The 24,593-nt window shown below is 56.2% G+C and carries 20 protein-coding genes; 8 read left to right on the plus strand and 12 right to left on the minus strand.

Going from position 1 to position 24,593, the window contains the following annotated elements; all coding sequences use genetic code 11:
* The first annotated feature begins 396 nt into the window (after positions 1-396).
* Positions 397-534: a hypothetical protein gene (locus tag ABSH60_RS04615; RefSeq protein ID WP_162997923.1), complete on the plus strand. Its 138-nt coding sequence runs from the start codon at positions 397-399 to the stop codon at positions 532-534.
* A 562-nt stretch (positions 535-1,096) separates the two neighbouring features.
* On the opposite strand, the gene cspA is transcribed toward ABSH60_RS04615, so the two are convergent.
* Both cspA and ABSH60_RS04625 read right to left on the minus strand, forming a co-directional pair.
* Positions 1,097-1,309 carry an RNA chaperone/antiterminator CspA gene (gene cspA, locus ABSH60_RS04620; protein WP_056781364.1) on the minus strand — a complete coding sequence of 71 codons (213 nt, stop codon included), beginning with the start codon at positions 1,307-1,309 and terminating at the stop codon, positions 1,097-1,099.
* Positions 1,310-1,686: 377 nt separating this feature from the next.
* Entirely contained in the window at positions 1,687-2,802 is a 1,116-nt protein-coding gene (locus ABSH60_RS04625) for a DUF1615 domain-containing protein (protein WP_136375094.1), read from the minus strand.
* Between the two features lie 133 nt (positions 2,803-2,935).
* Here ABSH60_RS04625 and ABSH60_RS04630 point away from each other — a divergent pair, with 133 nt between their 5' ends.
* Together ABSH60_RS04630 and ABSH60_RS04635 are read left to right on the plus strand one after the other, a co-directional pair.
* Positions 2,936-3,661, plus strand: a complete 726-nt coding sequence (locus tag ABSH60_RS04630) for a DUF3053 family protein (protein ID WP_390972910.1) — start codon at positions 2,936-2,938, stop codon at positions 3,659-3,661.
* A 91-nt stretch (positions 3,662-3,752) separates the two neighbouring features.
* Positions 3,753-4,025: a hypothetical protein gene (locus ABSH60_RS04635; RefSeq protein ID WP_056781372.1), complete on the plus strand. Its 273-nt coding sequence runs from the start codon at positions 3,753-3,755 to the stop codon at positions 4,023-4,025.
* Between the two features lie 70 nt (positions 4,026-4,095).
* Here the strand turns inward: ABSH60_RS04635 and ABSH60_RS04640 are convergent, their stop codons facing one another.
* On the minus strand, positions 4,096-5,004 hold the full coding sequence (locus tag ABSH60_RS04640; RefSeq protein WP_390972912.1) for a LysR substrate-binding domain-containing protein: 909 nt from the start codon (positions 5,002-5,004) through the stop codon (positions 4,096-4,098).
* Positions 5,005-5,118: 114 nt separating this feature from the next.
* On the opposite strand from ABSH60_RS04640, the gene ABSH60_RS04645 reads away from it, so the two are divergent.
* The 3 genes from ABSH60_RS04645 to ABSH60_RS04655 all read left to right on the plus strand — a co-directional run bounded on the left by ABSH60_RS04645 (position 5,119) and on the right by ABSH60_RS04655 (position 7,031).
* On the plus strand, positions 5,119-6,330 hold the full coding sequence (locus ABSH60_RS04645; protein WP_122097398.1) for an MFS transporter: 1,212 nt from the start codon (positions 5,119-5,121) through the stop codon (positions 6,328-6,330).
* 305 nt (positions 6,331-6,635) lie between these two features.
* Complete coding sequence (gene yniD / locus ABSH60_RS04650) at positions 6,636-6,743, plus strand: small membrane protein YniD (protein WP_112164783.1); 108 nt, start codon at positions 6,636-6,638, stop codon at positions 6,741-6,743.
* A 45-nt stretch (positions 6,744-6,788) separates the two neighbouring features.
* The gene (locus tag ABSH60_RS04655) at positions 6,789-7,031 is read left to right on the plus strand and encodes a hypothetical protein (protein ID WP_136375097.1); all 243 of its coding nucleotides are present in this window, start codon (positions 6,789-6,791) and stop codon (positions 7,029-7,031) included.
* On the opposite strand, the gene recD is transcribed toward ABSH60_RS04655, so the two are convergent.
* The 5 genes from recD to ABSH60_RS04680 form a co-directional block, all read right to left on the minus strand.
* Complete coding sequence (gene recD / locus ABSH60_RS04660) at positions 7,032-9,086, minus strand: exodeoxyribonuclease V subunit alpha (protein WP_390972915.1); 2,055 nt, start codon at positions 9,084-9,086, stop codon at positions 7,032-7,034. It lies immediately after the preceding gene.
* Positions 9,083-12,781, minus strand: a complete 3,699-nt coding sequence (recB, locus tag ABSH60_RS04665) for an exodeoxyribonuclease V subunit beta (RefSeq protein ID WP_390972917.1) — start codon at positions 12,779-12,781, stop codon at positions 9,083-9,085. The genes recD and recB overlap by 4 nt, the downstream gene beginning before the upstream one ends.
* Positions 12,778-16,224 carry an exodeoxyribonuclease V subunit gamma gene (gene recC, locus ABSH60_RS04670; protein WP_390975684.1) on the minus strand — a complete coding sequence of 1,149 codons (3,447 nt, stop codon included), beginning with the start codon at positions 16,222-16,224 and terminating at the stop codon, positions 12,778-12,780. Before recC ends, recB begins: the two co-directional genes overlap by 4 nt.
* A gap of 878 nt (positions 16,225-17,102) precedes the next feature.
* Positions 17,103-17,606, minus strand: coding sequence for an SRPBCC domain-containing protein (locus ABSH60_RS04675; RefSeq protein WP_183848001.1), 504 nt, complete (start codon positions 17,604-17,606; stop codon positions 17,103-17,105).
* 190 nt (positions 17,607-17,796) lie between these two features.
* Entirely contained in the window at positions 17,797-18,894 is a 1,098-nt protein-coding gene (locus tag ABSH60_RS04680; protein WP_056781401.1) for an NADH:flavin oxidoreductase/NADH oxidase, read from the minus strand.
* A gap of 122 nt (positions 18,895-19,016) precedes the next feature.
* Here ABSH60_RS04680 and ABSH60_RS04685 point away from each other — a divergent pair, with 122 nt between their 5' ends.
* Together ABSH60_RS04685 and ABSH60_RS04690 are read left to right on the plus strand one after the other, a co-directional pair.
* A complete protein-coding gene (locus tag ABSH60_RS04685) occupies positions 19,017-19,919 on the plus strand; it encodes a LysR family transcriptional regulator (protein ID WP_056781667.1) in 903 nt (300 codons plus the stop codon).
* 59 nt (positions 19,920-19,978) lie between these two features.
* Complete coding sequence (locus ABSH60_RS04690) at positions 19,979-20,284, plus strand: SelT/SelW/SelH family protein (protein ID WP_056781404.1); 306 nt, start codon at positions 19,979-19,981, stop codon at positions 20,282-20,284.
* A gap of 51 nt (positions 20,285-20,335) precedes the next feature.
* Here ABSH60_RS04690 and ABSH60_RS04695 read toward each other — a convergent pair whose 3' ends face one another.
* Genes ABSH60_RS04695 through ABSH60_RS04710 form a run of 4 tightly spaced genes read right to left on the minus strand, consistent with a single transcriptional unit; the run spans position 20,336 to position 24,566 of the window.
* The gene (locus tag ABSH60_RS04695; protein ID WP_390972920.1) at positions 20,336-21,196 is read right to left on the minus strand and encodes a PfkB family carbohydrate kinase; all 861 of its coding nucleotides are present in this window, start codon (positions 21,194-21,196) and stop codon (positions 20,336-20,338) included.
* A gap of 1 nt (position 21,197) precedes the next feature.
* Entirely contained in the window at positions 21,198-22,055 is an 858-nt protein-coding gene (locus tag ABSH60_RS04700; protein ID WP_056781410.1) for a MurR/RpiR family transcriptional regulator, read from the minus strand.
* Complete coding sequence (locus tag ABSH60_RS04705) at positions 22,055-23,026, minus strand: ABC transporter permease (RefSeq protein ID WP_056781414.1); 972 nt, start codon at positions 23,024-23,026, stop codon at positions 22,055-22,057. The genes ABSH60_RS04700 and ABSH60_RS04705 overlap by 1 nt, the downstream gene beginning before the upstream one ends.
* Positions 23,027-23,072: 46 nt before the next feature.
* Entirely contained in the window at positions 23,073-24,566 is a 1,494-nt protein-coding gene (locus tag ABSH60_RS04710; protein WP_390972923.1) for an ATP-binding cassette domain-containing protein, read from the minus strand.
* Between the last annotated feature and the right edge of the window lie 27 nt (positions 24,567-24,593).

A 24,593-nucleotide genomic window follows, 5' to 3' on the forward strand; every position in this document is an offset into this window, starting at 1 on the left:
GCGTTGAAATCGATGACCGGGGCACGCCGTCCCGGCACAAGGAGCGTGAAATGAAAGCAACAGCTTTTTGGTTAATGATGGCAGGCGGTTCCGTAGCGATTGGCTACGTGATGGCGCTGATGATGGAGATTTTGTAACGCCCGTTGCAGAACACTATTTTTCGATGAGGACATACCTATGGCTTTTTACAGCCCCAAACGCATCATCCTCTACACCGCCGCAGCCATCGTGTTGCTGGTTATCATTGGTCTGGTGACTTATTTTGGCGTCGGGCACATGGCGCTGTAACGCTTTCTCCCCTGCCCTGAGAAAGGAAACGTGGTGATACATCAGGTATCGCCACATAATGCCTGCAACAAAACCCCGTATGAACATCACACTCACTGAGAGAAAAACATGACTTACAAGGGATTAATGGTTGTTGCAGTGGTCATTCTGCTGGCCAGCATAGGTTCAGAATCATTGATACAGAAGGGAATTGCGTTAGCGGATGCGAAAATCGACCAGGTCATTGGTTATTACGCAGACAAATAAGGCTTACATCTGCTGGAGTAACCTTACCCGGTGATGACAAAACCATACACAGCGTTTGGTATCTTAAATCCATCAAATGTTGTGTGATGTCCCTGTGTAATACCCCTGTAGAACCCTGTTATTTTGCCCGCCGCGTGCGGGCTTTTTTTTGCCCGAAGCATGACGAAAGGGATGTCACTGACGTCAATGATGGCGGCTAACGCAGAGCCAGCCAAAGGAGAAAGGGGATTTGCCGGTGCTTTCCCGGCCGTCATATTATGGCGTAAGCGTCCATCGTACACTCCAACATTACGCAGCCTGAGCATGGCCTGGTCACAACAGAAAAAACGACTGACATATTTATTTATCGTTGATTAACGCAAAATCCGATAAATAAAGAAAACCGGCTTTTCTGTTGTGGCTCCCGAAATAATTCTGGAAGCTTATAAATAATAAACCCCGGCCTTGGCCAGGGTTTATTTTTGTGGTTCAGCATGTCGATATTGAAACAATGATTCCTGTCTGCTCCGGGTTTACCCCATCTTCGCTATTGCAGGTGATTTGCCTTCAATATCAGGCGACATTACAGAACGACAACGTTACCCGCTGAAGGGCCTTTCTGGCCTTGTTCGATGGTGAACTCAACGTTCTGACCTTCGTCCAGGGTTTTGAAATCATTGCTCTGGATTGCAGAGAAGTGTACGAACACGTCTTTGCTGCCGTCTGCAGGAGAAATGAAACCGAAACCTTTACCAGCGTCAAACCATTTTACTAAACCAGTCATTTTATTAGACATAGGAAATACCTTCTTCGTTTTTATTTTATGATGCCATAGGGCAATATAGGTCTGTTTTTATTTGAAATACTTATGGATGCATCAGAGAAGGAAATTCGTCGGAGAAAGGATTTGCTATATCACTTGAACCAGGAACTGCTTTACTAAAATGTCTTACATAAATAGGTCTTAACCACAAACCGTTGACGCTATTTACACACAGCAGGATTTATTAAGCAAGCCTTTATTTCATCGCATTTCAATTGATGCGGATTATATTTCCGCGGCAAATAACCCGCAGGCCACGAAGGGCGGTGGCTGTAGCCCGAAAATAAAAGAATAAAACCTGCCGGTTAAAACAGGTTTTAAGACGATTCCTCAGGCTCACTTCGCGTTCTTCAGCGTGCAGATGCCCGGCGGACGCACTCGGCGCGGCGTCCGTCTACCCGTTTTGCAAACCACGCCGTGGTCAGCGTGCGGGTAATTTTTGGACTTTCCAGCGTAATCCCCGGCAGGATTTCGCGCGGCTGACGCTTGCCGGTGGTTTTATCTGCCAGCGCAAACACCTGCTTGTACAGCTTCGTGTCCTCAAACTCAGGCTGATCCCCCTTCTCCAGCGCCTTGCGGATGGCAGACTGGCTGAGATCCAGACGTTTGCTTAGCGTGCGCACCGCCAGCTCCGTGCTGCCCGGTTTATCGGTGCCGTAATTGATCAGATCCCCGTCCAGCGCCAGCGGAATGCCCGAGGCCTTACTGACCGCACTCTGGAACGCCGCATTGCGGCTGGCGTACCAGCCCGCATTGAAATCGGCAAAACGGTAAAGCGGCTGAGAATAATTCGCCGGGTAGCCCAGCAAATGCTTCACGCCGAAATAGACACCGCCGCGACGGCTGAACACCTCATTACGAATGGAGCCATCGACTTTATACGGATAGCCTTTGGCATTTTGCTCAGCAAACGCAATGCTGACCTGCATCGGCCCGCCGGTATGCACCGGATTCAGATTGCCAAACAACTTCTGCCCCATCGGCACCATATTGATAAAATCATCGAAAATCGCGCTGAGTTGTTTTTCGGTTTTCACCTTATCCAGCCGCTCGCTGTAAGACTTGCCGTCAGGAGATTTCAACAACAACGCGGTGTGCACCAGGAAATTCGGCACGTGAACCGCGTCAGCGCGGCGGTCGATTTCTTTCCACGCAATTTTTCCGAGCCCCGGCACCGGCGCGTCCGCGTTGAAATTGGATTCCTGCTGCGCCACGGCCAGCACGGAGCAAATATTGTCGGTCGTTGCCGGGATGCCCTGCGCTGAAAATGCCGCCGTGATGTCCGTTGCCCAGCCTTTCTTATCCGGGGCGCCGGAAGGCATAAGCCGAACGATATCCGCCCTGGTGTCCTGCGGGTTTTTCAGCGGCGCCTCTTCTTTCTTATTCGAGGTACACCCGGCGAGGATCATTATTGCCAGCAGGCCGAGCGTGCGGGGAACTAAAAATGGCTTATCGTTCAAAGTCATACATTTCCTGAAGAGGCAGTTATCCGTTAACTCAGGGACGTTAACCAAGATAAGCGCGGCTTTCTAGTTAAAATTTCATCTTTTTACGCTAAGGTTAATCTTCTGAATATGGAGCAAAAGGAGCAAGGAATCCATGCATTACGCCACCAAAACCTCTCACTTTCACCGCGCATTTCTGATGCCTTTTATGCTGCTGATGATGATTTTTGCCGTCAGCGGCTGCGGCGACAAAGAACCCGCACAGCGCAAAGCGTTTATGGATTTCCTCCAGTCGCGCATTCTGGATAAACAGGTGCTGGCCGTCCCGCAACTGACGGAAGAAGAGAAAAAACAGTTCGGTGAATACAGCAAAGATTACGCGATCATCACCGGCTTCCATCACCAGATGAATACCGAGCTGAACTCCTCACTGGTGCCGGTATTTGCCGGAATGAACAGCGTGAACAGCGTCAACGCGCTGGTCGAGCAACGCGATGATTTAAAGAAAATGGCCGACAGCAGCCTGAACTGGAAAGAAAAAATCATCACGCTGAGAACGCAGGCCGATACCCAGCACAGTGCGCTGAAACAGCCGGATGACCTGAAAAAGCTTTACGATCAGGCCTACGATAAAACCGTGGTGAAACCTTCTGAAATCACTGAACAGGTGTTTGATTTACTGCCGAAGGTGCTGAATCTCATCGTGGAAAAAGCCGACTTCATCAAAAGCCAGGGCAAAAACGTCACCATTACCGGTAACCGCCTGCAGTTTTCTACCCAAAAACAGCTCGATAAATACAACGCGATTCAGCAGCAGCTGGTGCCGCTCAATGCGCAACTGATGGAATACAGCCGCCAGATGCAGCAAATGGTACGCTAAACCCGCATTCGTGCACCCTGACCGCCGAAAGGCGGTTTTTTCATGGCGACGCTTTTGTTATGGTGTGCGGCAATTAACTAAGGAGACACCTATGAGTGACGAAATTCTTGCCAAACGTGTGGATCAGCTTGAACGCGTAAACCGTGAACTTCTGGTTCAAATTTCCGCCATGCGTCTGCTGTTCGGCAGCGTGGGTAACGTGCTGAACGCCAGCCAGGAAAATGCTTTCACCGTCGCCGTGAATCAGGCGCTGGAAGCCAACCGTGCAGACGTCGCCAATCAGACCGATCTGGATGAGGCCTCACGCAAATTCCGCGAAGACGTCTTCAAATGCACCGAATCTCTGTTGCCGGGAAGCCGTTAATTCCCCATGCACAGTCAGGGCTCAACGCAAACTTGGGCCTTTTGATTTTCCCCCACGCTTCTCCGCCCGCTTAGTTGGGACACATCAGCGCCAGTTCAGGGCTTTCCGGAAATACCCGTTCGCTGAGAAAATCGATTAACACCCGCAACTTTGGCGTCATATAGCCGCCCGATGGCCATAAAATGAAGAAGTCTGCACTGCGTTTAACGTACTGATCCAGCACCGTCACCAGCTGTCCACATGCCAATTCCTTACGGATGCTAAAATCCGGCAAACACGCAATACCCAACCCCTGCAAAGCAAAACACTGGCGCGTTTCGATGTTATTGCAAACCATCGATACCGGCAGCGTCAGATCCTGATGCGCAGGGAATGGCCACTGCTCGAGCTTTCCGCTGTTGGGAAACCGGAAATGCAGACAACGGTGATTCAGCAAGTCCTGCGGTTCGCCCGGCACGCCGTGCGCGGCAAAATAGGCCGGAGCGCCGACCAGCAGATGATGAAATGTGCCGAGTTTTCGCATCGAAAGCCGTGAATCGGCCATCTGCCCGGTACGCACCACGGCATCAAACCCTTCTTCCACCACATCAACGATACGATCGGTAAAATCTAAATCCAGTTCGATGTCAGGATAGCGGCGCATAAATTCCCCCAGCACCGGCAACAACAGCGTACTCACCTGCGGCAAACTCAGACGCAGCCTGCCACGAGGACTTTCTGACAACTGAGATAACTCACTTTCCGCCGCTTCAAGCTCGGCGACAATCCGGCGGCTGCGCTCAAGAAACAGCGCACCTTCCGCCGTGAGCGTGACGCTGCGCGTGCTGCGGTGAAACAGGCGGACGTTCAGCTTGGTTTCCATCCGGGCGATGCTTTTACCCACCGCCGACGCCGATACCCCTAATATCCTCCCGGCGGCCACGAAGCTTCGGGTTTCAGCAACGTGCACAAACACATTAAGGCTACTCAGACTTTCCACTGCCACCTCCGATTACGGACAACAGAGTCCGCATACACTGGAAATGTACCCTACTTTTTCCGCACTGAGGAATTCTCTATCGTGATTTCACCTTTTCCGTCACTGAGAGACTCCATGAATTCCACTGCACTGAAATCCCCCCTGCCGCTTTCGGCTTTACTGGCGATGGCGATGACCGGTTTCATCGGGATCATGACTGAAACCCTGCCCGCCGGTTTATTGCCCCAAATTTCTGCCGGCCTTGATATTTCGCAGGCGATGGCCGGGCAGCTGATCACGCTTTATGCCGCCGGATCTCTGATGGCGGTGATCCCGCTTGCGGCGATGACGCGCGGCTGGAACCGCCGCACCGCGTTACTGACCGCGATCCTCGGTTTTCTGGTGTTTAACACCATCACGACAATATCGACAAACTTCATGCTGACGCTGTTTGCCCGCTGGATGGCCGGTGCCGCGGCAGGTCTGGCGTGGGGATTACTGGCGGGCTATGCACGGCGTATGGTGCCGGTGCACCAGCAGGGACGAGCGCTATCGGTGGCCATGCTGGGCGCACCGGTGGCGCTGTCGATTGGCGTACCGCTGGGGACGTGGATGGGCACCCTGCTCGGCTGGCGGACGGCATTCGGGGTCATGTCCGCCCTCACGCTGCTGCTGGTGGTGTGGGTGATGCGTAAAGTGCCGGATTATCCGGGGCAGGCTGCCGGGGAACAGCAGTCGCTGCGCCATGTCATAATGATGCCCGGCGTGCGCAGCATACTGGCCGTGATCCTTCTGTGGATGCTGACGCACAACCTGCTTTACACCTATATCGTGCCGTTCCTGAAACTCTCCGGTCTGGCCGGACGGGCTGATCAGATCCTGCTGGTGTTCGGCATTGGCGCGCTGGCGGGAATTGGCATCACCGGCATGCTGGTGGATAAACGTCTCAGGCACACCCTGCTGACCAGCCTGGCGCTGTTCGCCCTGATTTCTGTAGGGCTGGCGCTGGACAGCCATTCCCCGTTCATGGTCACGCTGTGCGTTCTGGTCTGGGGGCTGACGTTCGGTGGCGCGGCAACGTTACTGCAAACCGCCATCGCGGATGCCACCGGAGAACAGGGCGATATCGCGCAATCGCTGGTGGTCGTGTCATGGAACCTGGCGATTGCCGGTGGCGGTTTATCGGGTGGCATTCTGCTCAACACAACCGGTATTGATGTTTTCCCGTGGGTAATGGTTCTGCTGCTGCTGGCCGGTCTGGGCATCGCGTGGCGCGCACGGCAACACGGCTTTAAACCGGGCAGCCGGCATGCACTCATTTGCGCGGATCCGCTCACGAAGGGATAGGATCAAAGTTTCACTTTGTCTGAAAGGGTATAATTTCCTAAACCCTTTCAGAACCAAATGCCTGAAAGTTCCTCAGACGCAGCTCTTTCTGATAGAGTAAAAAACAGGCAATGCAAAGACGATGAGACGATGGAAGCCCATAAAAAAGCCGCTATAATTTTGACTGTACTCACCCTGACAACCTTACTACTGGTGGCTTTTGAGTGGCTCGCCGACCAGTCAGTTCCCGAATTAAAGGAACACGTGGTCCACTACATTGACCGGCAAATCACCAGTTAACACGGGCTCAATACAGGGAGGCTCCGATGGTCACAAAAAGGATGATGAGTAAACACTGGAAGATGGTCGTCGTGCTGTTGTGCATTTGCGGCGGCCTGCTGTTACTCCGCTGGGCGGCCATGATTTGGGGTTGAGCTTTTATTGTTAGCGATACTATTTTGAGTTAAGTTGACGCCCATATGAAGACCCCCAAACCACGCCGCCCTCACGGGCGATGGACCTATTACATTATGTACGAAGACATTCTCTGGCCCTGCCCGGTTCGCTGGGAGTGGGAGAATGGCTATGGCGGCTGGCTGCCGTTTTACTATTCCCCGACGCTTGAGTTTGTTGCCGGTGACCCGCTGAAAGCGACCAAAGTGCCCGCTTCCAAAACGCGGGCAGCGGTCAAAACCCTCAAAACACCGCAATACGAATACTGATCACACCGTTTCGATCAATCCGCTGGCTCTCAGCACCCTGCGCTGTACCGCTTCCGGCAGCACCGCATTGACACCTCCGACACACCCCAGACTGAACCAGTGACGCGCACGGGTGATCCCGGTGTAAATCAGCTCCCGCGTGAGGATCGGGCTGAGATTCTCCGGCAACAGCAACGCGGTGTGGGTAAATTCAGAACCCTGCGATTTGTGCACCGTCATGGCGAATACGGTTTCCACCGCCTGTAACCGGCCAGGCATCACCCAGCGGATACTTTGCGTACCGTCTCCGGACAAAAATGCCACGCGCATCCCCCATACCGTCGTCCCCTCCGCCAGCGTTTGCGGGTAAGGCAACGTAATGCCGATGTCGCCGTTCATCAGCCGCTGGCCGTAATCGTTGCGCGTCACCAGCACCGGACGCCCCGGATACCAGCCCACCGACGCCGGGATCAGTTTCTCTTTATACAGTAATTCCGCAATGCGCAGATTCAACCCTTCAACGCCCCAGCGCCCGCCGCGTAAAGCACACAACAACTGAAACTGACTGTAGGCCAGCAACACTTTTGTGGCCCAGCGGTTGAAGGATTCCGGCGGTTCATCCACAGCCGGTCGCTCATTATTCACCACCGTCAGATAATGCCGATAACCGGCTGGCGGCGAAATGCCCTCGCGGCTTTCTGTCGCAGGAAACTGCCCCGCCGCACCGTTGATCACCCAGTCGCGCAACGCCGCATCATCGTCGGCACTCAATGTCAGCTGCGCCAGGTCAGCGTAGCCGTGCTTCCAGACCTGTTTAAGGGCTTTCACATCCCCGTCGTTTACCGCTTCCGCCAACTGACCGATACCGCTTTGCGCATCAAAACGGTAGCTGTGGCGCAGCATCACCACGGCCTGATCGATCGCCGTACCTTGCGGATCCACCAGCGCATCGGGGATCTGCTCGCCGGTCACGCTTTGCAGCCAGTCACGGGTTTGCGGCAGATAATGGCCACCCCTGGCGCGCTGACAGAGTTCACTGAGCAACGCGCCCGCTTCCACCGACGCCAGCTGATCTTTATCACCGAGCAGGATCAGGCGTGCGCTCTCCGGCAACGCCGCCAGCAGTGCCGCCATCATTTCCAGATCGACCATCGAGGCTTCATCCACCACCAGCACGTCCAGCATCAGCGGATTGCCCTGATGATGGCGGAAATGCCGCGTGTCCGGGCGGCTGCCCAGCAAGCGGTGCAACGTCACCACTTCCGTATTAATGCTTTCACGCACCGCCTCGCCGTTGCCGAGCCCGCCGAGTTCCAGCTTCGAAACCGCCCCCGCAATCGACTCATTCAGCCGTGCCGCCGCTTTACCGGTCGGGGCGGCCAGCCGGATACGCATCGGCTGGCCCCGGTCTTCCAGTGCCAGCGTTTGCAGCAACGCCAGAAGGCGGACGACGGTGGTGGTTTTGCCGGTGCCGGGGCCGCCGGTGATAATGCTGAATGCACTTCCCGCCGCCAGCGCACAGGCCAGTTTCTGCCAGTTAACGTGCCCGGCATTGCGCTTCGCCGGGAACAGCGCGTCCAGCGCAGTGCGCAGGGAGTCCACCGGCAACGCCTGCGGCTGACTGCGCGCCAGCCGTTGTTCAATCGCTCCGCGCACGTTCTGTTCGTACTGCCAGTAGCGGCGCAGATATAACCGGTGGCCGGCCAGCACCAGCGGCGTATTGCCCGCACCGTTGCCGACCAGTTGCGGCTGCACCAGCGCATCCATCCATTGACGGAGCGTGAGATTATCCAGCACCGCTGAGGGGCGGATCACCGCGCCGTCGGCGTGATCGCCATCCGGCGGCAGGGAAAGTGAAAAGGCGCTGTCCGCCAGCGTGGCCTGTAAATCCAGACAAACGTGGCCGCGTCCGAGCTGATAGCTGGTCAGCGCGGTGGCCAGCAATAACAGCGGATGCGCATCGGGCACCTGTTTCGCCAGAAACGTCACCAGCGCACGATCCAGCTCACGCAGCCAGCCGCATGCCACCCAGCTTGCCAGCAGGTGCGCGATATCTTCATGGCTGTTGATTTTCATGCGCTTTTCTCCTGATTGCCACTAAACAGCATGTCGAGTTCTTCCATTAACGCTTTATCCGGCCGCTGAACGCAGACCCCGTTGCCCGGCGCATGGCTGCCGCGCAGGAAGACATACACCGCACCGCCGATGTGCCGGTCGTAGTCGTAATCCGGCAGACGTGATTTCAGCAAACGATGCAGGGCGAAAAGGTACAGCGTGAATTGCAGATCGTAGCGGTGATCCCGCATCGACTGCGTCATGGCCGTCTGGTCATAGCCGCTGGCATCAGCGCCCAGCCAGTTTGATTTGTAATCCAGCACGTAATAACGCCCGTCGTGTTCGAACACCAGATCGATAAAGCCCTTCAGCATGCCGTTAAGATCTTCCGCCAGCAGTGGCGCGCGTTCTGCCCCGCCGAGCGTGTAGTGCTGAACCAGTTTGTCCAGGCGACGGGTCGGTACCTGCGTCAGGGAGAACCAGAACTCCATCTCCACCTGATACGGCGGCAAACCGGCCAGCGTAAACGCCCCACCATCGGGCAGCGGTAAAGGCTGCGTCAGCAGCGCGGTCAGCCAGCCGGTCAGCGCGGGGATCCATTTCTCCCAGCCGCGGCTCTGACAGCGACGGCCAATCTGATCGGCGATTTTCTCCGGTTCAGCCGCCAGCGCAGCAAAGCCTTCATCCCCCGCCCACTCCAGTAAACCATGCAGGAAATTACCCGGCGCCGGGCCGCGCGGAAACGCATACAAATCCGCGCCGGTCATCGGCTGCGATAATGCGTCTGTCAGTCGCAGATCGGCCAGCCCGAGGCTTTCGGAGATCTTATTTTCAAAATAGGTGTCCTGTGCGGCGCTTTCGGCCTGCGCCTGCGGCTCGTGTGTTACCCCGTCTGAGACGATATAGGTTCCGGCAGGTGCGATTTGCAGACCCGAGAAACTCGACACCCACCAGCGCGGTGCTTTCTGCGTCCGCAACGGCGGGCGCGGCCCCAGCGCAGGCAGCGCCTGCTGCGCACGAAACACGGCACCGTCAGGGACCGGCAGCGGCCATGCGCGCAGAGTGTCGGTTTCCAGCGCCTGCAAACGGCCCGGCAACGCGGCAGCATCGATCGCCTCGCCGCCGTTAAAAAGATAACCCGGCGCGCTCTTTTCAAACTCTTTCAGCGGTGCCATGCCCAGCCACAGCGCGTAACGCGAGCGGGTCAGCGCCACGTAAAACTTACGCAGATCTTCCCCCAGCCGTTCACGGTCAGCCAGCGCCAGCTCGTCTTCACTGGCGCTTAACGCCACTTCCAGTTCGCCTTCCGGCGTATGCCATTTGAGCGGTGAATCCTGTTTTTTCACCGCGCGGAATGCGCAGGCAAACGGCAGGAAGACCAGCGGATATTCCAGACCTTTGGATTTATGCACCGTCACCACTTTCACCAGTTCGGCATCACTTTCCAGACGCAATTTACGTGCGTCGCCGCCCTGATGTTCATCCTGACACTGCTCCGCCAGATAGCGGATCAGCGCATGTTCGCCGTCGAGCTGCACACTCGCCTGTTGCAGCAGTTCTGAAAGATGCAGCAAATCGGTCAGCGCCCGCTCATCACCGCGCCCGAGCAGGCGGCGCGGCACGTCGAACTCCCACATCAGGCGGCGCAGCATCGGTAAAATGCCCTGTTTGCGCCAGCAGGTACGGTACTCCTGAAACTGCCGGACATAGCGTTCCCACTCATTTTCATCCTGATTCAGACGATCCAGCGCTTCCCAACTGAGATTGAGCGAAGGCGTCCCCAGGGCGGCACGCAGCAGACGATCGTTTTCCGGCGCGGCACAGGCCGCCAGCCAGAACTGCAATTCGCCTGCCTGCGCGCTCTGGAAAATCGATTCTTTATCTGACAGATAGACGCTGCGCACGCCGCGTTTGGACAGCGCCATGCGGATCGCCGCGGCCTCACGGCCGGTATTCACCAGCACCGCGATATCGCCGGGCATGACCGGTTTCAGCGGTTCTCCGGGGTGGCCGAAACCGGCGGTGCCCTGTTGCCCGAGACGCAGTAAACGGACAATTTCTGTCGCACAGCCGTCAGACATCAGCTGAACGTACTGAAGTTTCGGCAACGCTTCCGCCTGATCTTCCGGATACCACAGCGTCATGGCAGCAGCTTCGGCGTCGTCAATCACCAGCGTATCGGCGCGTCCTTTGGCTTCCACAGACAGGAACGGCACCTGATTGTCATCACCACGACGGAACAGAAAAGCGCCCTCGCCGGATGCCCGGGATTCCGCCAGCTGGAACACTTCGTTCACGGCCGCGACCATGGCGCGGGTGGAACGGAAGTTGGTCGCCAGCGTGTAGTGACGTCCGCCGGTATCGCGGCGCGCCCGCAGATAGGTGTAAATATCGGCCCCGCGAAACGCATAAATCGCCTGTTTCGGATCGCCGATCAGGATCAGCCCCTGCTCCGGTACATTTTTTGCCACCCGGTAAACGGTATCGAAAATACGGTATTGCAGCGGATCAGTGTCCTGAAATTCGTCGATCATCGCCACCGGGAACTGGGTGCGAATGATCTCCGCCAGCCGTTCACCGTTATCGCTGTGCAGCGCGGCGTCGAGGCGGGTCAGTAAATCGTTGAAGCCCATCTGCGCACGCTTTTGCTGCTCGGCGTCAAAGCGGTTTTCTATCCAGCGGCAGGCGTGTTTCAGCAAACCGCTGCGCGCATCAGGCAAACTCTCGAGACGCGCTTTCAGGGTTTCCATCGCGGTCAGCGCCGGGTGCGCAGGTGGCTCGCCCTGTTTCCAGCACTCTGCCAGGCCTTCCGGCGTCAGGCGTTCCCAGCCGGTTTTCAGATCCGGCATCACTTCATCGGTGGTGGCCCAGGTATAAAGTTTTTCCAGCCACGGCGTGAAATAACGCGCCTGAATTTTACGGCCATCGACCACTTTCGCCGCCACCGCGCCCTCGAGGATCGTGCGCAGCTCCTGCGTCCATTGTGCCCAGCCCTGTTTCAGCGCCGCCAGCTCGTCGGCTTTCTGCTGACTGACCGTTTCGCACACCTGCGCAGGCGGTTCATCCGATCCCAGTTCGTCGGCATAGTCCAGCAGTGGCATCACGCTCTGGTGTAACGCTTCCGGCGTGCGCCACCAGCCGCGCAGGGTGCGGATGTCCGGCTCCGGCAGCGCGAAATAGAAGCTGCGCCAGTAGTCGCGCACCACGTCCATCAGCAATTCGCTCTGATCGGTTTCCAGTGTCTGCGTAAAAAGGCTGTCGCTGTCGAACGCGTGTTCGCCGAGCATCCGGTTACACCAGCCATGGATGGTGGAAACCGCCGATTCATCCATCCATTCGGCCGCCAGTTGCAATTTACGGGCACAGCCCGGCCATTGCTCCGGCGTATATTCCGCACGCAGTGTTAAGAGAAATTCGTCGCCCGATGACGGCTCATGCGGATCTTCCTGAAAGCACACCGCCGCTTTGGACAGACGTTCACGAATACGATCCCGCAGCTCTTTGGTGGCCGCATCGGTGAAGGTCACCACCAGAATGTCGGGCGGCGTCAGCGGGCGGCTGAAGGCGTTATCGCCACCGTGCCCGAGCACCAGCCGCACGTACAGCGCGGCGATGGTGAAGGTTTTCCCGGTACCGGCGCTGGCTTCAATCAGGCGGCTGCCGGTCAGCGGGAAATTCAGCACATTGAGGGCCGATGGCAGGGTGCGATCCGTCATTCCTTTCCTCCTTTCTTACTGCGAGAAAGATGATTTTTCAGCGGAGCCAGAAGGCGATCCGCAAGCACGGCGAATTCGCCGTCGGACCACAATGTGGCAAAATCAGGCCACGCGCGGGCCAGATAAGGGTTGCTGTCGCGCTCACCGAATTTTTTGTTAGCCGGATCGTGATTTTCATAGGCGTCACGGGCGGCAAACCAGGCATCGCTGTCCGGCGCGCTCTGTTCATTGCCGTCTTTTTTCAGCCAGACGAAGGCGGTTTTCACCGCCAGCGGCAGCGGACGTAACTGCCCCTGCTGCCATGTCTCCACCAGTGTTTGCCACAGCGCTTCGGCCTGTGAAATCTCCAGCGGCGGCAGTTCAGCGGTGCCGTTTTTGCTGACAATAATGCTGTGCATCGGCTGCCCGTCGAGGTGCCCGGCCAGATGAGCGATCCAGTACGGCAGCAGTTTGTCGAAGCGGTAGCTGCGCTCTTTGGTCATCAGGCCGCCACTTTCCAGCACCACGCGCGCCCGTTCACCGCCCTCACTGGCGCGCAGATCGCCCAGCCAGTCGGAGAAACTGACGCCGCCGGTATCAACGCTCAGCGATTCATTGCCGAGAGCCTGCGGCCACGCGTCGAGCACCTGCTGATAGCTGGCAAACAGCTGATCCATCGGCTCCGCCAGATCTTCACTCAGCACTCTGGCAAATTCGCCCGGTGCCAGCTCGCCGCGCCGTTCGATGCGTTCAAGCTGCTGCCGCAAAACATCCTGCCGCGAAACCCCGGCTTCCAGCGCCCATTTCTGCGCGCGGATCAGTTCATCCTGTAATCGCCAGTTTTCCAGCGCGTTCACATCGAAGGGTTCCTGATCTTCGCTGCCCGGATCTTCCTGCTCAAAATAGATATTCAGCCGCTGGCGGAAGAAGCTGCGCACCGGATCCGACAGAAAATCCGACAGCTGGCGCAGCGTCAGCGCCCCTTCCTGTTCAACAGGTTGCAGCGGTTGTGCAGCAACATCAGCGGCTTCCGCTTCCAGCCCGGCACGCCATTCGTGGGCATAACTGAACAGTGCGCTGTCTTTAACAAAATAGTCGCGGTTGAACGGCTGAAGACGATGTTCAACGGTCAGCGCAGGCAGCACCTCGTCGCCGCTGCTGAGCGTCCAGCCTGCCGCCAGATGGTCACGCAGTTGCGCCACCAGCACCGACGGCGGGCGCTCGGTGTTGTCATGAATGCTGCGCCCCACCCAGCTGATGTGTAAGCGTTCGCGGGCAGAAAGCAGCGCTTCGAGGAACAGGTAGCGGTCATCTTCCCGACGTGAACGGTCACCGGGGCGGTAATCGCGTCCCATCAGATCGAAATCCATCGGCACGCGGTTACGCGGATAATCGCCGTCGTTCATGCCGAGCAGGTAAACGTGGCGGAACGGAATGGCGCGCATCGGCATCAGCGTGGCAAAGGTCACCGCACCGCCGAAGAACGGCTGCGTCAGGCCGGACTGGTCAAACTGCGCCAGCCAGTGATCGCGCACCACAGAAAGCGGCAGTTCGGCCTGTAAATCAACGCTTTCACAGGCTTCCAGCCAGGTGTCCAGTTCGGTGTGCAGACGGACTAAAATGAAGCCGTCCTCTCCCTCGTCGTCCTGTGCAAAATACTGTGAAAGGATCGCGCGCAGACGCTCACCCCAGACCTGCGGCGCGGCGGGCTCACGCAGCTGACGCCAGGTTTCATCAAGGCAACTCAGCAGATGCGACAACGGCCCGATCAGCGCCGCGTCCAGCCCGCCGATTTCATCCAGCGGCTCGATATTCCCCCAGGCTTCGCCGCTGCCCACTGCGTAGCCCAGCAGCATCCGTTGCAGGCCAAAGAACCAGCTGTTTTGCTCCGGCGATAACGGCAGTTCGAGGCTCTGACGCTGTTCGGCGTGCAGCCCCCAGCGCACGTTGGCGGCGCGTATCCAGCGGTGCAACAGCGGCAGTTGTTCTTCTTCGATGGCAAAGCGCTGACGCACCGACGGCACATCGAGTAAATCCAGCAAATCACTGACGGCAAACCGCGACTGCGGCAAATTCAGCAGGCGCTCCAGCGCGCCGAGCAGAGAATTATTCTGGCGCGGCCCCTGATCGGCGACGGTGAACGGAATGTAGCGCGGGTCGCTGCGCGCGGTCAGGCCGAACACCGCCTGAATATGCGGCGCGTAGCCGTTGATGTCCGGCACCATCACAATAATATCGCGCGGTCTGAGCGTCGGATCTGCCGCCAGCGCGGCCAGCAGACGGTCATGCAGCACTTCCACTTCGCGCTGGGCGCTGTGGGTAATGTAGAAGCGCAGAGAGTCGTCCTGCGCATTCAGCGGCGGCCAGTATCCTTTGGTTTCAGCCAGCGGGCGCAGTTGCAAAATATCTTCCTGCAACTGGTGCAGCAACGTGTCGGTGCCGTTAGAGGTAAAGAGATCAATACGCGGGATCACCGGCGCCAGTTGCGAGGCATAGGATTCGTGGTTGTCATATTCATTGAGCAGGCCGATATAATCGCGCCCCTGCTTGCCCCACGCTGCCAGCAGCGGATGGGCATGCTGATGAAGCTCATCATCGTTCATTACCGGCGGCATACCCGGCTTGCGCTGCTGACGCATCCGTTCGGCGCGCAGCAGATCTTTATCGGCGATGATATCGCTCCAGTCGTGCTCGCACGGGTTATGCACGCACATAAAAATGTGCGTCCAGCGGCCAAGCACCGCCAGCACTTCGAGAGACTGCTGTGGCAGTGAAGAGATGCCGAAAACGACCAGGCGCGCAGGCAGACCGGCCGGGCGCTGATGTTCAGAAAGCGTTTGGGCGTGGTGCAGAAAACGCTGATGCAGCGCGGCGCGACTGGTATTACGCTGATTTTCAGGAACATCCGCCAGCAGTGCACGCCACAGTTGAGGCTGCCACAGCAGGTTTTCCGGTAAAGGATCGCTGCCCTTGCGGCTGGTACGCAGAACGTCCAGTCCGTTGCCCCAGTCCTCCAGCCAGTCGGCGCGATACACCTGATACTGATCGAACAAATCGGCCAGACGCTGTGCCAGCTGATGCAGTTTGCGCATGTCGCCGTCGTCTTTTAAGAAACGCGCCAGCGGTGCAAACACCGGTTCGGTGAGCAATTGCGGTAACAGCCGGATCAGCCGCCAGGTGAGCAATGGCCGGTCGAACGGTGAAGATTCCGGCACCTGCTCTTTGCCGAGCACGGCGCGGTACACCTGCCAGAAAAAACGCGCCGGAAGTTTGATGTCCAGCGCCGCCGCAATGCCGCAGCCGCCGTCATCCGCATCGCGCGCCAGCGCCAGTTTCAGCCACTGGTTGATGCCATTGCTCTGCACCAGAATCACTTCATTTTCCAGCGGCGAAAGCGGATGCGCCGCCATCCACGTGATCAGCACGTCCCTCAGGGCTTCTGAGTGATTGCCGTGTAACACCATCAAACCTGAATTCACGCCCGCATCCCTTATTATCGCTGGTTTAAGGGAGAGATTTTGCGTTGATTTGGAAAGGATTGAAAGGAAAAGAGGCCGGGATTGCAGGCACCGTCATCCTGTCAGAGGGAGACGTTAATGATGACTCCCCTGATAATTTCATTAGCCAATAAATTAGTTTTTAATTAAATTCATTTCAGTAACATTCAGCTATCTAATAATTTTCTGTTTATCAGCGGTAAAAATCTCATTTTTTAGAAGATTCAGAAAACAGCTTTTGTGTCGTGAAAAGTAAACTGTTATAAAGACGCGTTAGTTATTTACCGCATAACAAATACAAGTGAATCAGTTAATAAAAATATTTACAGTGAATATTAGAATTATCTATAGTGGTGTTTTCTTGTAAGCATTATTGGCTCTCGCCGCTATACCTGCTGAAAGGTGCGGAAAAACAAACAGTAAAAACAATTCTTTACACTTTAAAAACAGCAAGTGCATCATGAAAAAACGTAAAAAATCCAGACAATTTCTGTGCGGTCGCCAGAAATTACAGGGTCTGAAAGACATCTGTGATTTATTATTTACACTATCAATACCACTCAGCATGTATATTTGTATTTCAGCTGTCATGACAGGTAAGAAAAATATTTTATCGGAAAATGCCACGTCACTTTTAGAATTCCCCGGCAGGTGCAGTTCGAAATATCTTCCGTCGAATAACCGGGTTATTCCATTGTGAATTGAATCGCCAGAACGGCGTTTAGCATTATCTGATTTTCACGAGCAACACCCTGCATCTCAACCAGGGTGGGCAATTGCTGGCCGGCAGAAACTGGAGCTGACGGCCAGCCCCCACAGCATGGAAGAGGTGCTTAGCGCGCGACTTAACCGCGCGCCGCTTTAATCATCCCGTCCAGCCATTCCTGATGGCCGTTGATCATCGGATTCGGCCGCGTCACTGCGAGATCGCGTGCCGGTTTTCCATTCTGCGTTTCCTGGGTCAGGATGCGTACGCGGCCACCGGAAAGTTCTTCGATAAGCCACGCGTGATGCACGTCAAGACGGGTATCGGCGTCGCCTTCTGCCCAGCCGTGCCACGCCATGCGCGCGGGCTGGCCGTTGGCCGGCGGGACGTATTCATTCACCTGCGCTTCCACCGGAAAGCCGAAGGTGCTGAAGCGAAAACGAGCGCCGTCGCTCAGCCCCGGTCCGCTGCCGTCGTGAAACGCAATATCCGACGCGTTGCTGTAATACTCCGGCCAGGCGGCGGTGTTATCGAGTTGTGCCCAGAGTTGTTCAACAGTCAGGCCGGTGATGATCATTTCGTTAGACGCGAAGTTATCGGCTTCGCCGGGGAGGTAGCCTTGCGGCCAGTTGATCGCATTCATGTGTGATTCCTTTATGTCCGGGAAACAGCCCGCAGGCTGGTGTCCACAAAGAATACGCACCGCTGAGATATTACGGAAATCATGGCTTGTAATAGTCAGCATGGCTTATTTTTATATCTGGAAGGCAGATAAAAAAACAGGCAGAAGAAGACTTCTGCCTGCCGACAATGACGCTGATGTCAATCAGCGATCAGTTAATGCTGTAACGCTCAAGCCAGTGCGCGTAAGGCGCAGGCAACACCCATGACGGATTGTCTTCGCCCAGCTCTTTCGCCAGCGCATACGGATAATGCGGGTTGGCGAGCATCGCGCGGCCAATCATCACCAGATCCATATCTTCTTCGCTGATGCAGCGCTCGGCGATTTGCGCCGAAGCCACGCCCCATGAGCTGGCCACCGGCAATCCGGCTTCTGCACGCACGCGGCGCGACACCGGCGCGAGGAAACCGGCACCCCACGGGATTTGCGCTTCCCAGGTGGAGAAACCGACGCTGACGTTCAGCATATCCAGCCCTTTCTCACGCAGAATGCGGGTCAGTTCGATAGATTCCGCCAGGGTTTCTTCGTCGCGGCCATCGTATTCAATCACGCCGAAACGCGCGGTGATAGGCAGGTTTTTCGGCCAGACGGCGTTAACGGCGTCGAAAGTCTCAATCAGGAAACGGCTGCGACCGGCGAAATCACCGCCGTATTCGTCGGTGCGGGTGTTGGAATGCACGGAGAAGAAACTTTGCGCCAGATAGCCGTGGGCAAAATGCAGTTCCAGCCATTCAAAACCGGCATCGCGCGCACGTTTTGCCGCGGCCACAAAATCCGCCATCACGCGCTGGATATCGGCTTTGGTCATCTCTTTCGGCACTTTTGGCAGATGTTTGCCAAATGCAACGGCGGAAGGCGCAATCGTCGCCCAGCCGCGCGGATCGCCTTCGGCAATATGGTCGTCCCCTTCCCACGGCAGATTGGCGCTGGCTTTACGGCCTGCGTGACCGATCTGGATCCCCGGTACTGCGCCTGCGGCTTTGATGGATGTTGCGATTTTCGCCAGTTCAGCGGCCTGTTCATCGTTCCAGATCCCCAGGCACCCTGGGGTGATGCGGCCTTCAGGTGACACCGCCGTCGCTTCAACAATGACCAGGCTTGCGCCGCCGCGGGCGAGGGTCGCGTAATGCACCTGATGCCAGTCGTTCGGCACGCCATCAGTGGCGGAATACTGGCACATCGGCGGAACGGCGATACGGTTTTTTAAGGTGACGTCTTTCAATGTAAAAGGCGTGAAAAGTGCAGACATATATTTTCCTCGAAGGATGGGATCATTCAGCAACCAGCGTGCCGTCAAAGAGCTATAAGCAGAAGTCTGAAAATATTATAGTGCCTATCATATTTCGTTATAACTCAATCGGTGCCCTGCCCATGCGCAATCTGAAAAGTCTCGATCTGAATCTGCTAAAGACGTTCGATGCACTGCTCGACGAGCGCAGCGTGACCCGCGCCGCTGAGCGTCTTTCCCTGACGCAGCCTGCCGTGAGCAGCATGTTGACGCGTCTGCGCGAAAGCTTTGATGACCCTTTATTTGTCCGTGCGCGCTACGGCATTGTGCCGACCGAACGTGCGCTGGCGCTGGCAAAACCGGTGAAACGGGTGATGGCGGAAATTGACGCGCTGTTGCAGCCGGAAGCCTTTGTTCCCGCCGAATGCGAGATGACGTTTACGCTGGCCGCCACGGATTACGCGCTGAGCGTGATTATCGTGCCGTTCTTTTCTCTGTTGCGGCAACGGGCGCCGGGCATTCATCTGTCGGTTCAGCGGGCGGAGGCGTCGAACATTCAGGAGCGGCTGGAACGCGGTGAGGTCGATCTCGCTCTGCTGACACCGGAAACCACGCCGCCCGACCTGCATATCCGCCATTTGTACGATGAGCGTTATGTTTGCACGCTGCGCAAAGGCCACCCGGCGCTGGACAAGGGAACGATTTCCCTCGGGACGTTTTGTCATTACGACCATGCGCTGGTGTCGCTGAGCGGCGAAAATTTTGCCGGAGTGACGGATACCGCGCTCCGGGCGCTCGGCAAAAAACGCAATGTGGTGTTGTCGGTCAACAGTTTTCTGGTGCTGCCGCCGGTGTTGCAGACCACGGATCTGATCGCCGTGGTGCCGGAACGGCTGGTACGAGATGCCGCAGGGCTGGAAGTGATGCCGCCGCCACTGGACATTCCCGGCTTTACCAAAGTCGCCGCATGGCACGAACGCTCGCATCTCTCTCCCGCGCACCAGTGGCTGAGGCAGCAACTGGCGCAGGTCTGTAGCGGGCAGTAGGATCGTGCTATTTTCAGGGCGTTACCGGCTTTTAAACATTCTCTTAAAGGGTCTGAACCATGGAAAAATTACCTGCTATCACCATCACTTACTGTTCCCAGTGCAACTGGATGCTGCGCGCCGCGTGGATGGCGCAGGAACTGCTGAATTCGTTCAGCAGCGATCTGGCGTCGGTAACGCTGGTCCCCGGCACCGGCGGCATTTACGAGATCAAAGTCGATGACGAGATTATCTGGGAGCGTAAACGTGACGGCGGTTTCCCGGATGCGGCGCCGCTCAAGCAACGCGTGCGCGACATCTGCTTCCCGGAGCGTTCACTCGGGCATGTGGATAAGAAGAAAATTGAACAGGATGGCGAGGCGTAATTCATCGGGAAGGGAAAAGGCAGGAAATGTATCCTGCCCGTTAAGCACGACTCAGGCTTTGCGTGACACGTGTTCCGCCGCTGCACGGTTGGCTTTCGCGACAGCATCGGCCAGCGTATCCCCGTTCAGAAGTGAGGTGCACAACATGCCCATAAAGCAGTCACCCGCACCGTGGGTACTGACCAGCGTGATTTTTTCGGCGGGCAGCGACTGGCTGGGGTTGCCCGCTTCGCTCCAGGCAACGCCGTGTTCGCCCGCGGTGACCACCACGGCCGGATAGTGCTGACTGAGCCACTGCGCGGCTTCGCAGGCGCCGGCTAAATCATTCACCACGATGCCGCTCAGATCGCGGGCCTCAACGCCGTTGACCACCAGCAAATCCACCGCAGCCCGCATCCCGGCGCACAGTTCACGCGCCGGAGCAGCATTCAGGCAGACGCGCACGCCGCGCCGCTTCGCCTCTCTCGCCGCGTTCAGGTTGACCGCTTCCGGCACTTCATTTTGCAGCAGCAACATGTCCACCTGCTGCCACAGTACATCATGGCTGAACTGCGCCGGGTCGATCAGGTTGTTGGCGTTGGACACCACCACCGCGCCGTAATCGCCTTCGGCATCCATCAGCGCAACGCTCATGCCGGACGGGACGGCGTCCGTGACCGCGATACCCGCCGTATCAACGCCGTGCTCATGAAGTACGCCGCGCAGGAATTCTCCCTGCGTATCCGTACCAACCGCACCGGCAAAACTGACCTGTGCGCCCGCTTTCGCGGCAGAAACGGCCTGATTGCCGCCCTTACCGCCGAATTTGTACGAACAGCCGCTGCCGATCACCGTCTCGCCTTTTTCAGGGCGGTGATGCGCGTGGATCACGATGTCGTAATGGAGGCTGCCCGTGACTAAAATTTTACCCATTCTAGTATTCCCGAAGGTCCTGAACCGCCTGCTGGGTTTTCATCAGGTTCTTTTCCGCTGTCTTCAGATCCTTCTGTGCGATCGCCACGAATAAGGCATCCAGAATATTTAACTGGGCGATGCGCGACGCGGCGTTTTCCCCGAGCAAGTGCGATCCCTGAGAGGTTGAATTGAGAACCACATGCGCATTGCGCGCAATAGGCGACTCGGCATAATTGGTGATGGCGATAACTTTGGCACCGTTGCGCGCCGCCAGTTTGATCGGATCATTCACCGCGCGGGTCGCGCCGGAATGACTGATCGCCACCACCGCATCATCGTCCGATAAGACGGCGGCTGACATCAGCATAATATGAGCATCATCGTAGACCGTCGTTTTGATTCCTATTTTCAGGAGCTTGTGCGACAAATCTCGTGCCACGGCGGCAGAACCGCCAACGGCATATAAATCGATGTGCCTGGCTTTAAAAAGAATGTCAGCGGCACGGTTAAATTCAGAAATATCGACAATCGATAATGTTTCTTCGATGGCCTGAATAGAGGTTCTGAATACTTTTTCAAGTAATTGCTCCGACGAATCTCCCGGTTCAATTTCAGCATGTAAATTTGCCACTTCAGAATAGTTGTAATAAATTAAACTGCTTCTAAAATCTCTGAACCCTGAAAAGTTTAATTTTTTCGTCAGTTTTACAACCATCGCCTCAGACACATTATTTTCCAGCGCAATTTCTTTTAAAGACGTGTGCTCGGTAAAATCGGTTTTAGACGTAATTGATTCGACGACTTTTCTTTCCAGTGGTGTCAGATGTGGCAATTTCATACGAATTTGAGCACCAATAGCTCGCGGATCCTGATTCATTACTTGCCTCGTGTCGCCCGGTCAATCAACATCGCTATGATAATTATAAGGCCAGTAGCAAGCAATTGATAAAACGCCTGAATATTCAGAAGTGTCAGGCCATTACGTAATGAACCCAAAATAACCGCGCCAATCAGCGTACCGATCACACTGCCTTTGCCGCCCATCAGCGAAGCCCCGCCAATGGCCGCCGCGGCTATGGCGTCAAGCTCCCACAAATTCCCCATCGTCGGCTCGGCAGCGCCCAGCCGGCCAATCAGGATAAGCGAAGCCAGCGAGGCTAACACGCCGGAGATCACAAACACCGTCACCTTGGTTCTTTTGACCGGCACACCGGCCACGCGCGCCGCTTCTTCGTTACCGCCCACCGCCAGAATGTATTCGCCGAGCGGGGTTTTATTCATCACCACCCACAAAATAGCGGCGATGGCGATGACGATAACAATCGGTGCCGGAACGCCGAAGACCGTGCTGTTGATGACGGTGCGAAACTCCATCGGAATGCCGAAAATCGGGTTGCCGTTGGTGAAAATCAGCGCCAGGGCGCGGAATAACGACAGGCCGCCGAGGGTGACGATGAAAGGCTGCAAACCGGCGTAGGCCACTAACATCCCGCTGAACACGCCGCACAATGCGCCGACGCCGAGCGTCGCCATAATGGCCAGCGGAATGGGCACGCCGGACACCATCAGCGTCGCACCGAGCACCGCAGAAAGCGCCGCGGTTGGCCCGACGGAGAGATCGATACCGCCGGAAATAATCACCAGCGTCATTCCCAGCGCAATAATGCCGTTGATGGAAGACTGCTGCAAAATATTCAATAAATTAGGCACGGTAAAAAATACCGGCGATAAAAAAGAGAAGGTGATCACAATGATTAATAAACCAATCAGCGTTCCGGCATCGCGTACGTTGAATTTAAATAATGCCGAAGAAAAAACCTTGGGCTGAACATTACCTTGAGTCGTCATAATAATGGCCTTCAATAAATAGGGAGGTGACAGACTTTATCAACACTTAATTCAGATCGCTTATCGCATAACGGGCAATATTTTCTTCCGTGATCTCGTCGCCGTTAAGTTCTTTTGTGATTTTCCCTTCACGCATCACCAGGACTCTGTCCGAAATCCGCATAATTTCCGGCATTTCAGAGGAGACAACCACAATGGCTTTTCCCTGCTGCGCCAGTTTTTCGATCAAATTATAAATTTCAGACTTGGCACCAATATCAATTCCCCGTGTTGGCTCGTCAAAAAGAAACACTTTATTATCTGCGGCCACCCAACGTCCGATAATCACTTTTTGCTGATTACCGCCACTGAGCGTACCGATAGGTTTTTCAATATTCAGCGGACGCAGGCGCAGATCGGTCATGACCTCCAGCGCGGTCTGATCCAGCTGATGTCTTTTCAGCAATCCGAAACGGGTGAAACGCCCCATTGACGGCAATGCCATGTTCATTTTCACCGCGCGTTCTTTGATGATGCCTTCTTTTTTACGATCTTCCGGCACCAGTCCGATCCCGGCGCGTATCGCGGCGCTGACGCTGTGATTTTTAACGGCAACGCCTTCGACCTCAATACTGCCGCCGGTTTTCGCGTCGATCCCGGCGATCAGTTTGAGCAACTCGGTACGCCCTGACCCGACCAGCCCGGCGATACCCAGCACTTCCCCCGCCTTGACGCTGAAACTCGCCGACCGCACCGCGCTGTCGCGGCTGAGCCCCTCGACGCGCAGCACTTCACGTTGCGTCGCGTGCGAATGATGCTGCACTTTTTCGATTTTGCGCCCGACCATTTTGGTGACGATGGTTTCTTCCGTTTCATCGCAGATATTCACCACGCCGACCTGTTTGCCATCTCGTAAAATCGTCGCGCGGTCGCAGACTTTGAAGATTTCGTTCATTTTGTGGGAGACGTAAATCAGCGCCACGTTCATTGATTTCAGATCCGAAATCAGTTCAGCCAGTCGCTCGAATTCAGTGGGCGTCAGGCTGGAAGTCGGCTCGTCCATCGCAATGATTTTGGCTTCATCCAGCAGCGCGCGGCCAATTTCGACAATCTGCTGCTGCGACACTTTCAGGTTTTTGATCGGCTCATCCGGATCGATGCTCGGATCAAGACGGCGCAGGATCGACACCGCCCTTTTGTACTGCGCCTGCTTATCGACAAACAGCCCTTTGAACCGCGTTAATGGCCGCCCGAGGAACATATTCTGGGCCACGGAGAGTTCAGGAACGTGCTGCAACTCCTGATGGATCATCGCGATACCGGCATGGCGGGCGGAAAGCGGGTTCTTCATCTGAATCACCTGCCCGTCTACCAGGATCTCGCCGGAATCTGCCGCACGCACGCCTGACAGAATATTCAGCAACGTCGATTTCCCCGCACCGTTTTCACCGATCAGCGCGTGAACTTCACCCGGCCTGACCGAGAAATCGACATTCTGCACCGCCGCCACGCCGCTGTAGCTTTTGCTGATGCCACGCATCGTCAAACTGTACTGTTCCATAAACTCTCCCGACCCGTTTTCAGACGC

Source organism: Rahnella sp. R3(2024), from assembly GCF_042920125.1.
Lineage (GTDB): Bacteria > Pseudomonadota > Gammaproteobacteria > Enterobacterales > Enterobacteriaceae > Rahnella > Rahnella rivi.

Excerpts from the sequence above, each read along its gene's own strand:
- ABSH60_RS04615 (WP_162997923.1), top strand. The coding sequence starts at position 397 with ATGACTTACAAGGGATTAATGGTTGTTGCAGTGGTCATTCTGCTGGCC.
- cspA (WP_056781364.1), bottom strand. The coding sequence starts at position 1,309 with ATGTCTAATAAAATGACTGGTTTAGTAAAATGGTTTGACGCTGGTAAA.
- ABSH60_RS04625 (WP_136375094.1), bottom strand. The coding sequence starts at position 2,802 with ATGACTTTGAACGATAAGCCATTTTTAGTTCCCCGCACGCTCGGCCTG.
- ABSH60_RS04630 (WP_390972910.1), top strand. The coding sequence starts at position 2,936 with ATGCATTACGCCACCAAAACCTCTCACTTTCACCGCGCATTTCTGATG.
- ABSH60_RS04635 (WP_056781372.1), top strand. The coding sequence starts at position 3,753 with ATGAGTGACGAAATTCTTGCCAAACGTGTGGATCAGCTTGAACGCGTA.
- ABSH60_RS04645 (WP_122097398.1), top strand. The coding sequence starts at position 5,119 with ATGAATTCCACTGCACTGAAATCCCCCCTGCCGCTTTCGGCTTTACTG.
- yniD (WP_112164783.1), top strand. The coding sequence starts at position 6,636 with ATGGTCACAAAAAGGATGATGAGTAAACACTGGAAGATGGTCGTCGTG.
- ABSH60_RS04655 (WP_136375097.1), top strand. The coding sequence starts at position 6,789 with ATGAAGACCCCCAAACCACGCCGCCCTCACGGGCGATGGACCTATTAC.
- recD (WP_390972915.1), bottom strand. The coding sequence starts at position 9,086 with ATGAAAATCAACAGCCATGAAGATATCGCGCACCTGCTGGCAAGCTGG.
- recB (WP_390972917.1), bottom strand. The coding sequence starts at position 12,781 with ATGACGGATCGCACCCTGCCATCGGCCCTCAATGTGCTGAATTTCCCG.
- recC (WP_390975684.1), bottom strand. The coding sequence starts at position 16,224 with ATGGTGTTACACGGCAATCACTCAGAAGCCCTGAGGGACGTGCTGATC.
- ABSH60_RS04675 (WP_183848001.1), bottom strand. The coding sequence starts at position 17,606 with ATGAATGCGATCAACTGGCCGCAAGGCTACCTCCCCGGCGAAGCCGAT.
- ABSH60_RS04680 (WP_056781401.1), bottom strand. The coding sequence starts at position 18,894 with ATGTCTGCACTTTTCACGCCTTTTACATTGAAAGACGTCACCTTAAAA.
- ABSH60_RS04685 (WP_056781667.1), top strand. The coding sequence starts at position 19,017 with ATGCGCAATCTGAAAAGTCTCGATCTGAATCTGCTAAAGACGTTCGAT.
- ABSH60_RS04690 (WP_056781404.1), top strand. The coding sequence starts at position 19,979 with ATGGAAAAATTACCTGCTATCACCATCACTTACTGTTCCCAGTGCAAC.
- ABSH60_RS04695 (WP_390972920.1), bottom strand. The coding sequence starts at position 21,196 with ATGGGTAAAATTTTAGTCACGGGCAGCCTCCATTACGACATCGTGATC.
- ABSH60_RS04700 (WP_056781410.1), bottom strand. The coding sequence starts at position 22,055 with ATGAATCAGGATCCGCGAGCTATTGGTGCTCAAATTCGTATGAAATTG.
- ABSH60_RS04705 (WP_056781414.1), bottom strand. The coding sequence starts at position 23,026 with ATGACGACTCAAGGTAATGTTCAGCCCAAGGTTTTTTCTTCGGCATTA.
- ABSH60_RS04710 (WP_390972923.1), bottom strand. The coding sequence starts at position 24,566 with ATGGAACAGTACAGTTTGACGATGCGTGGCATCAGCAAAAGCTACAGC.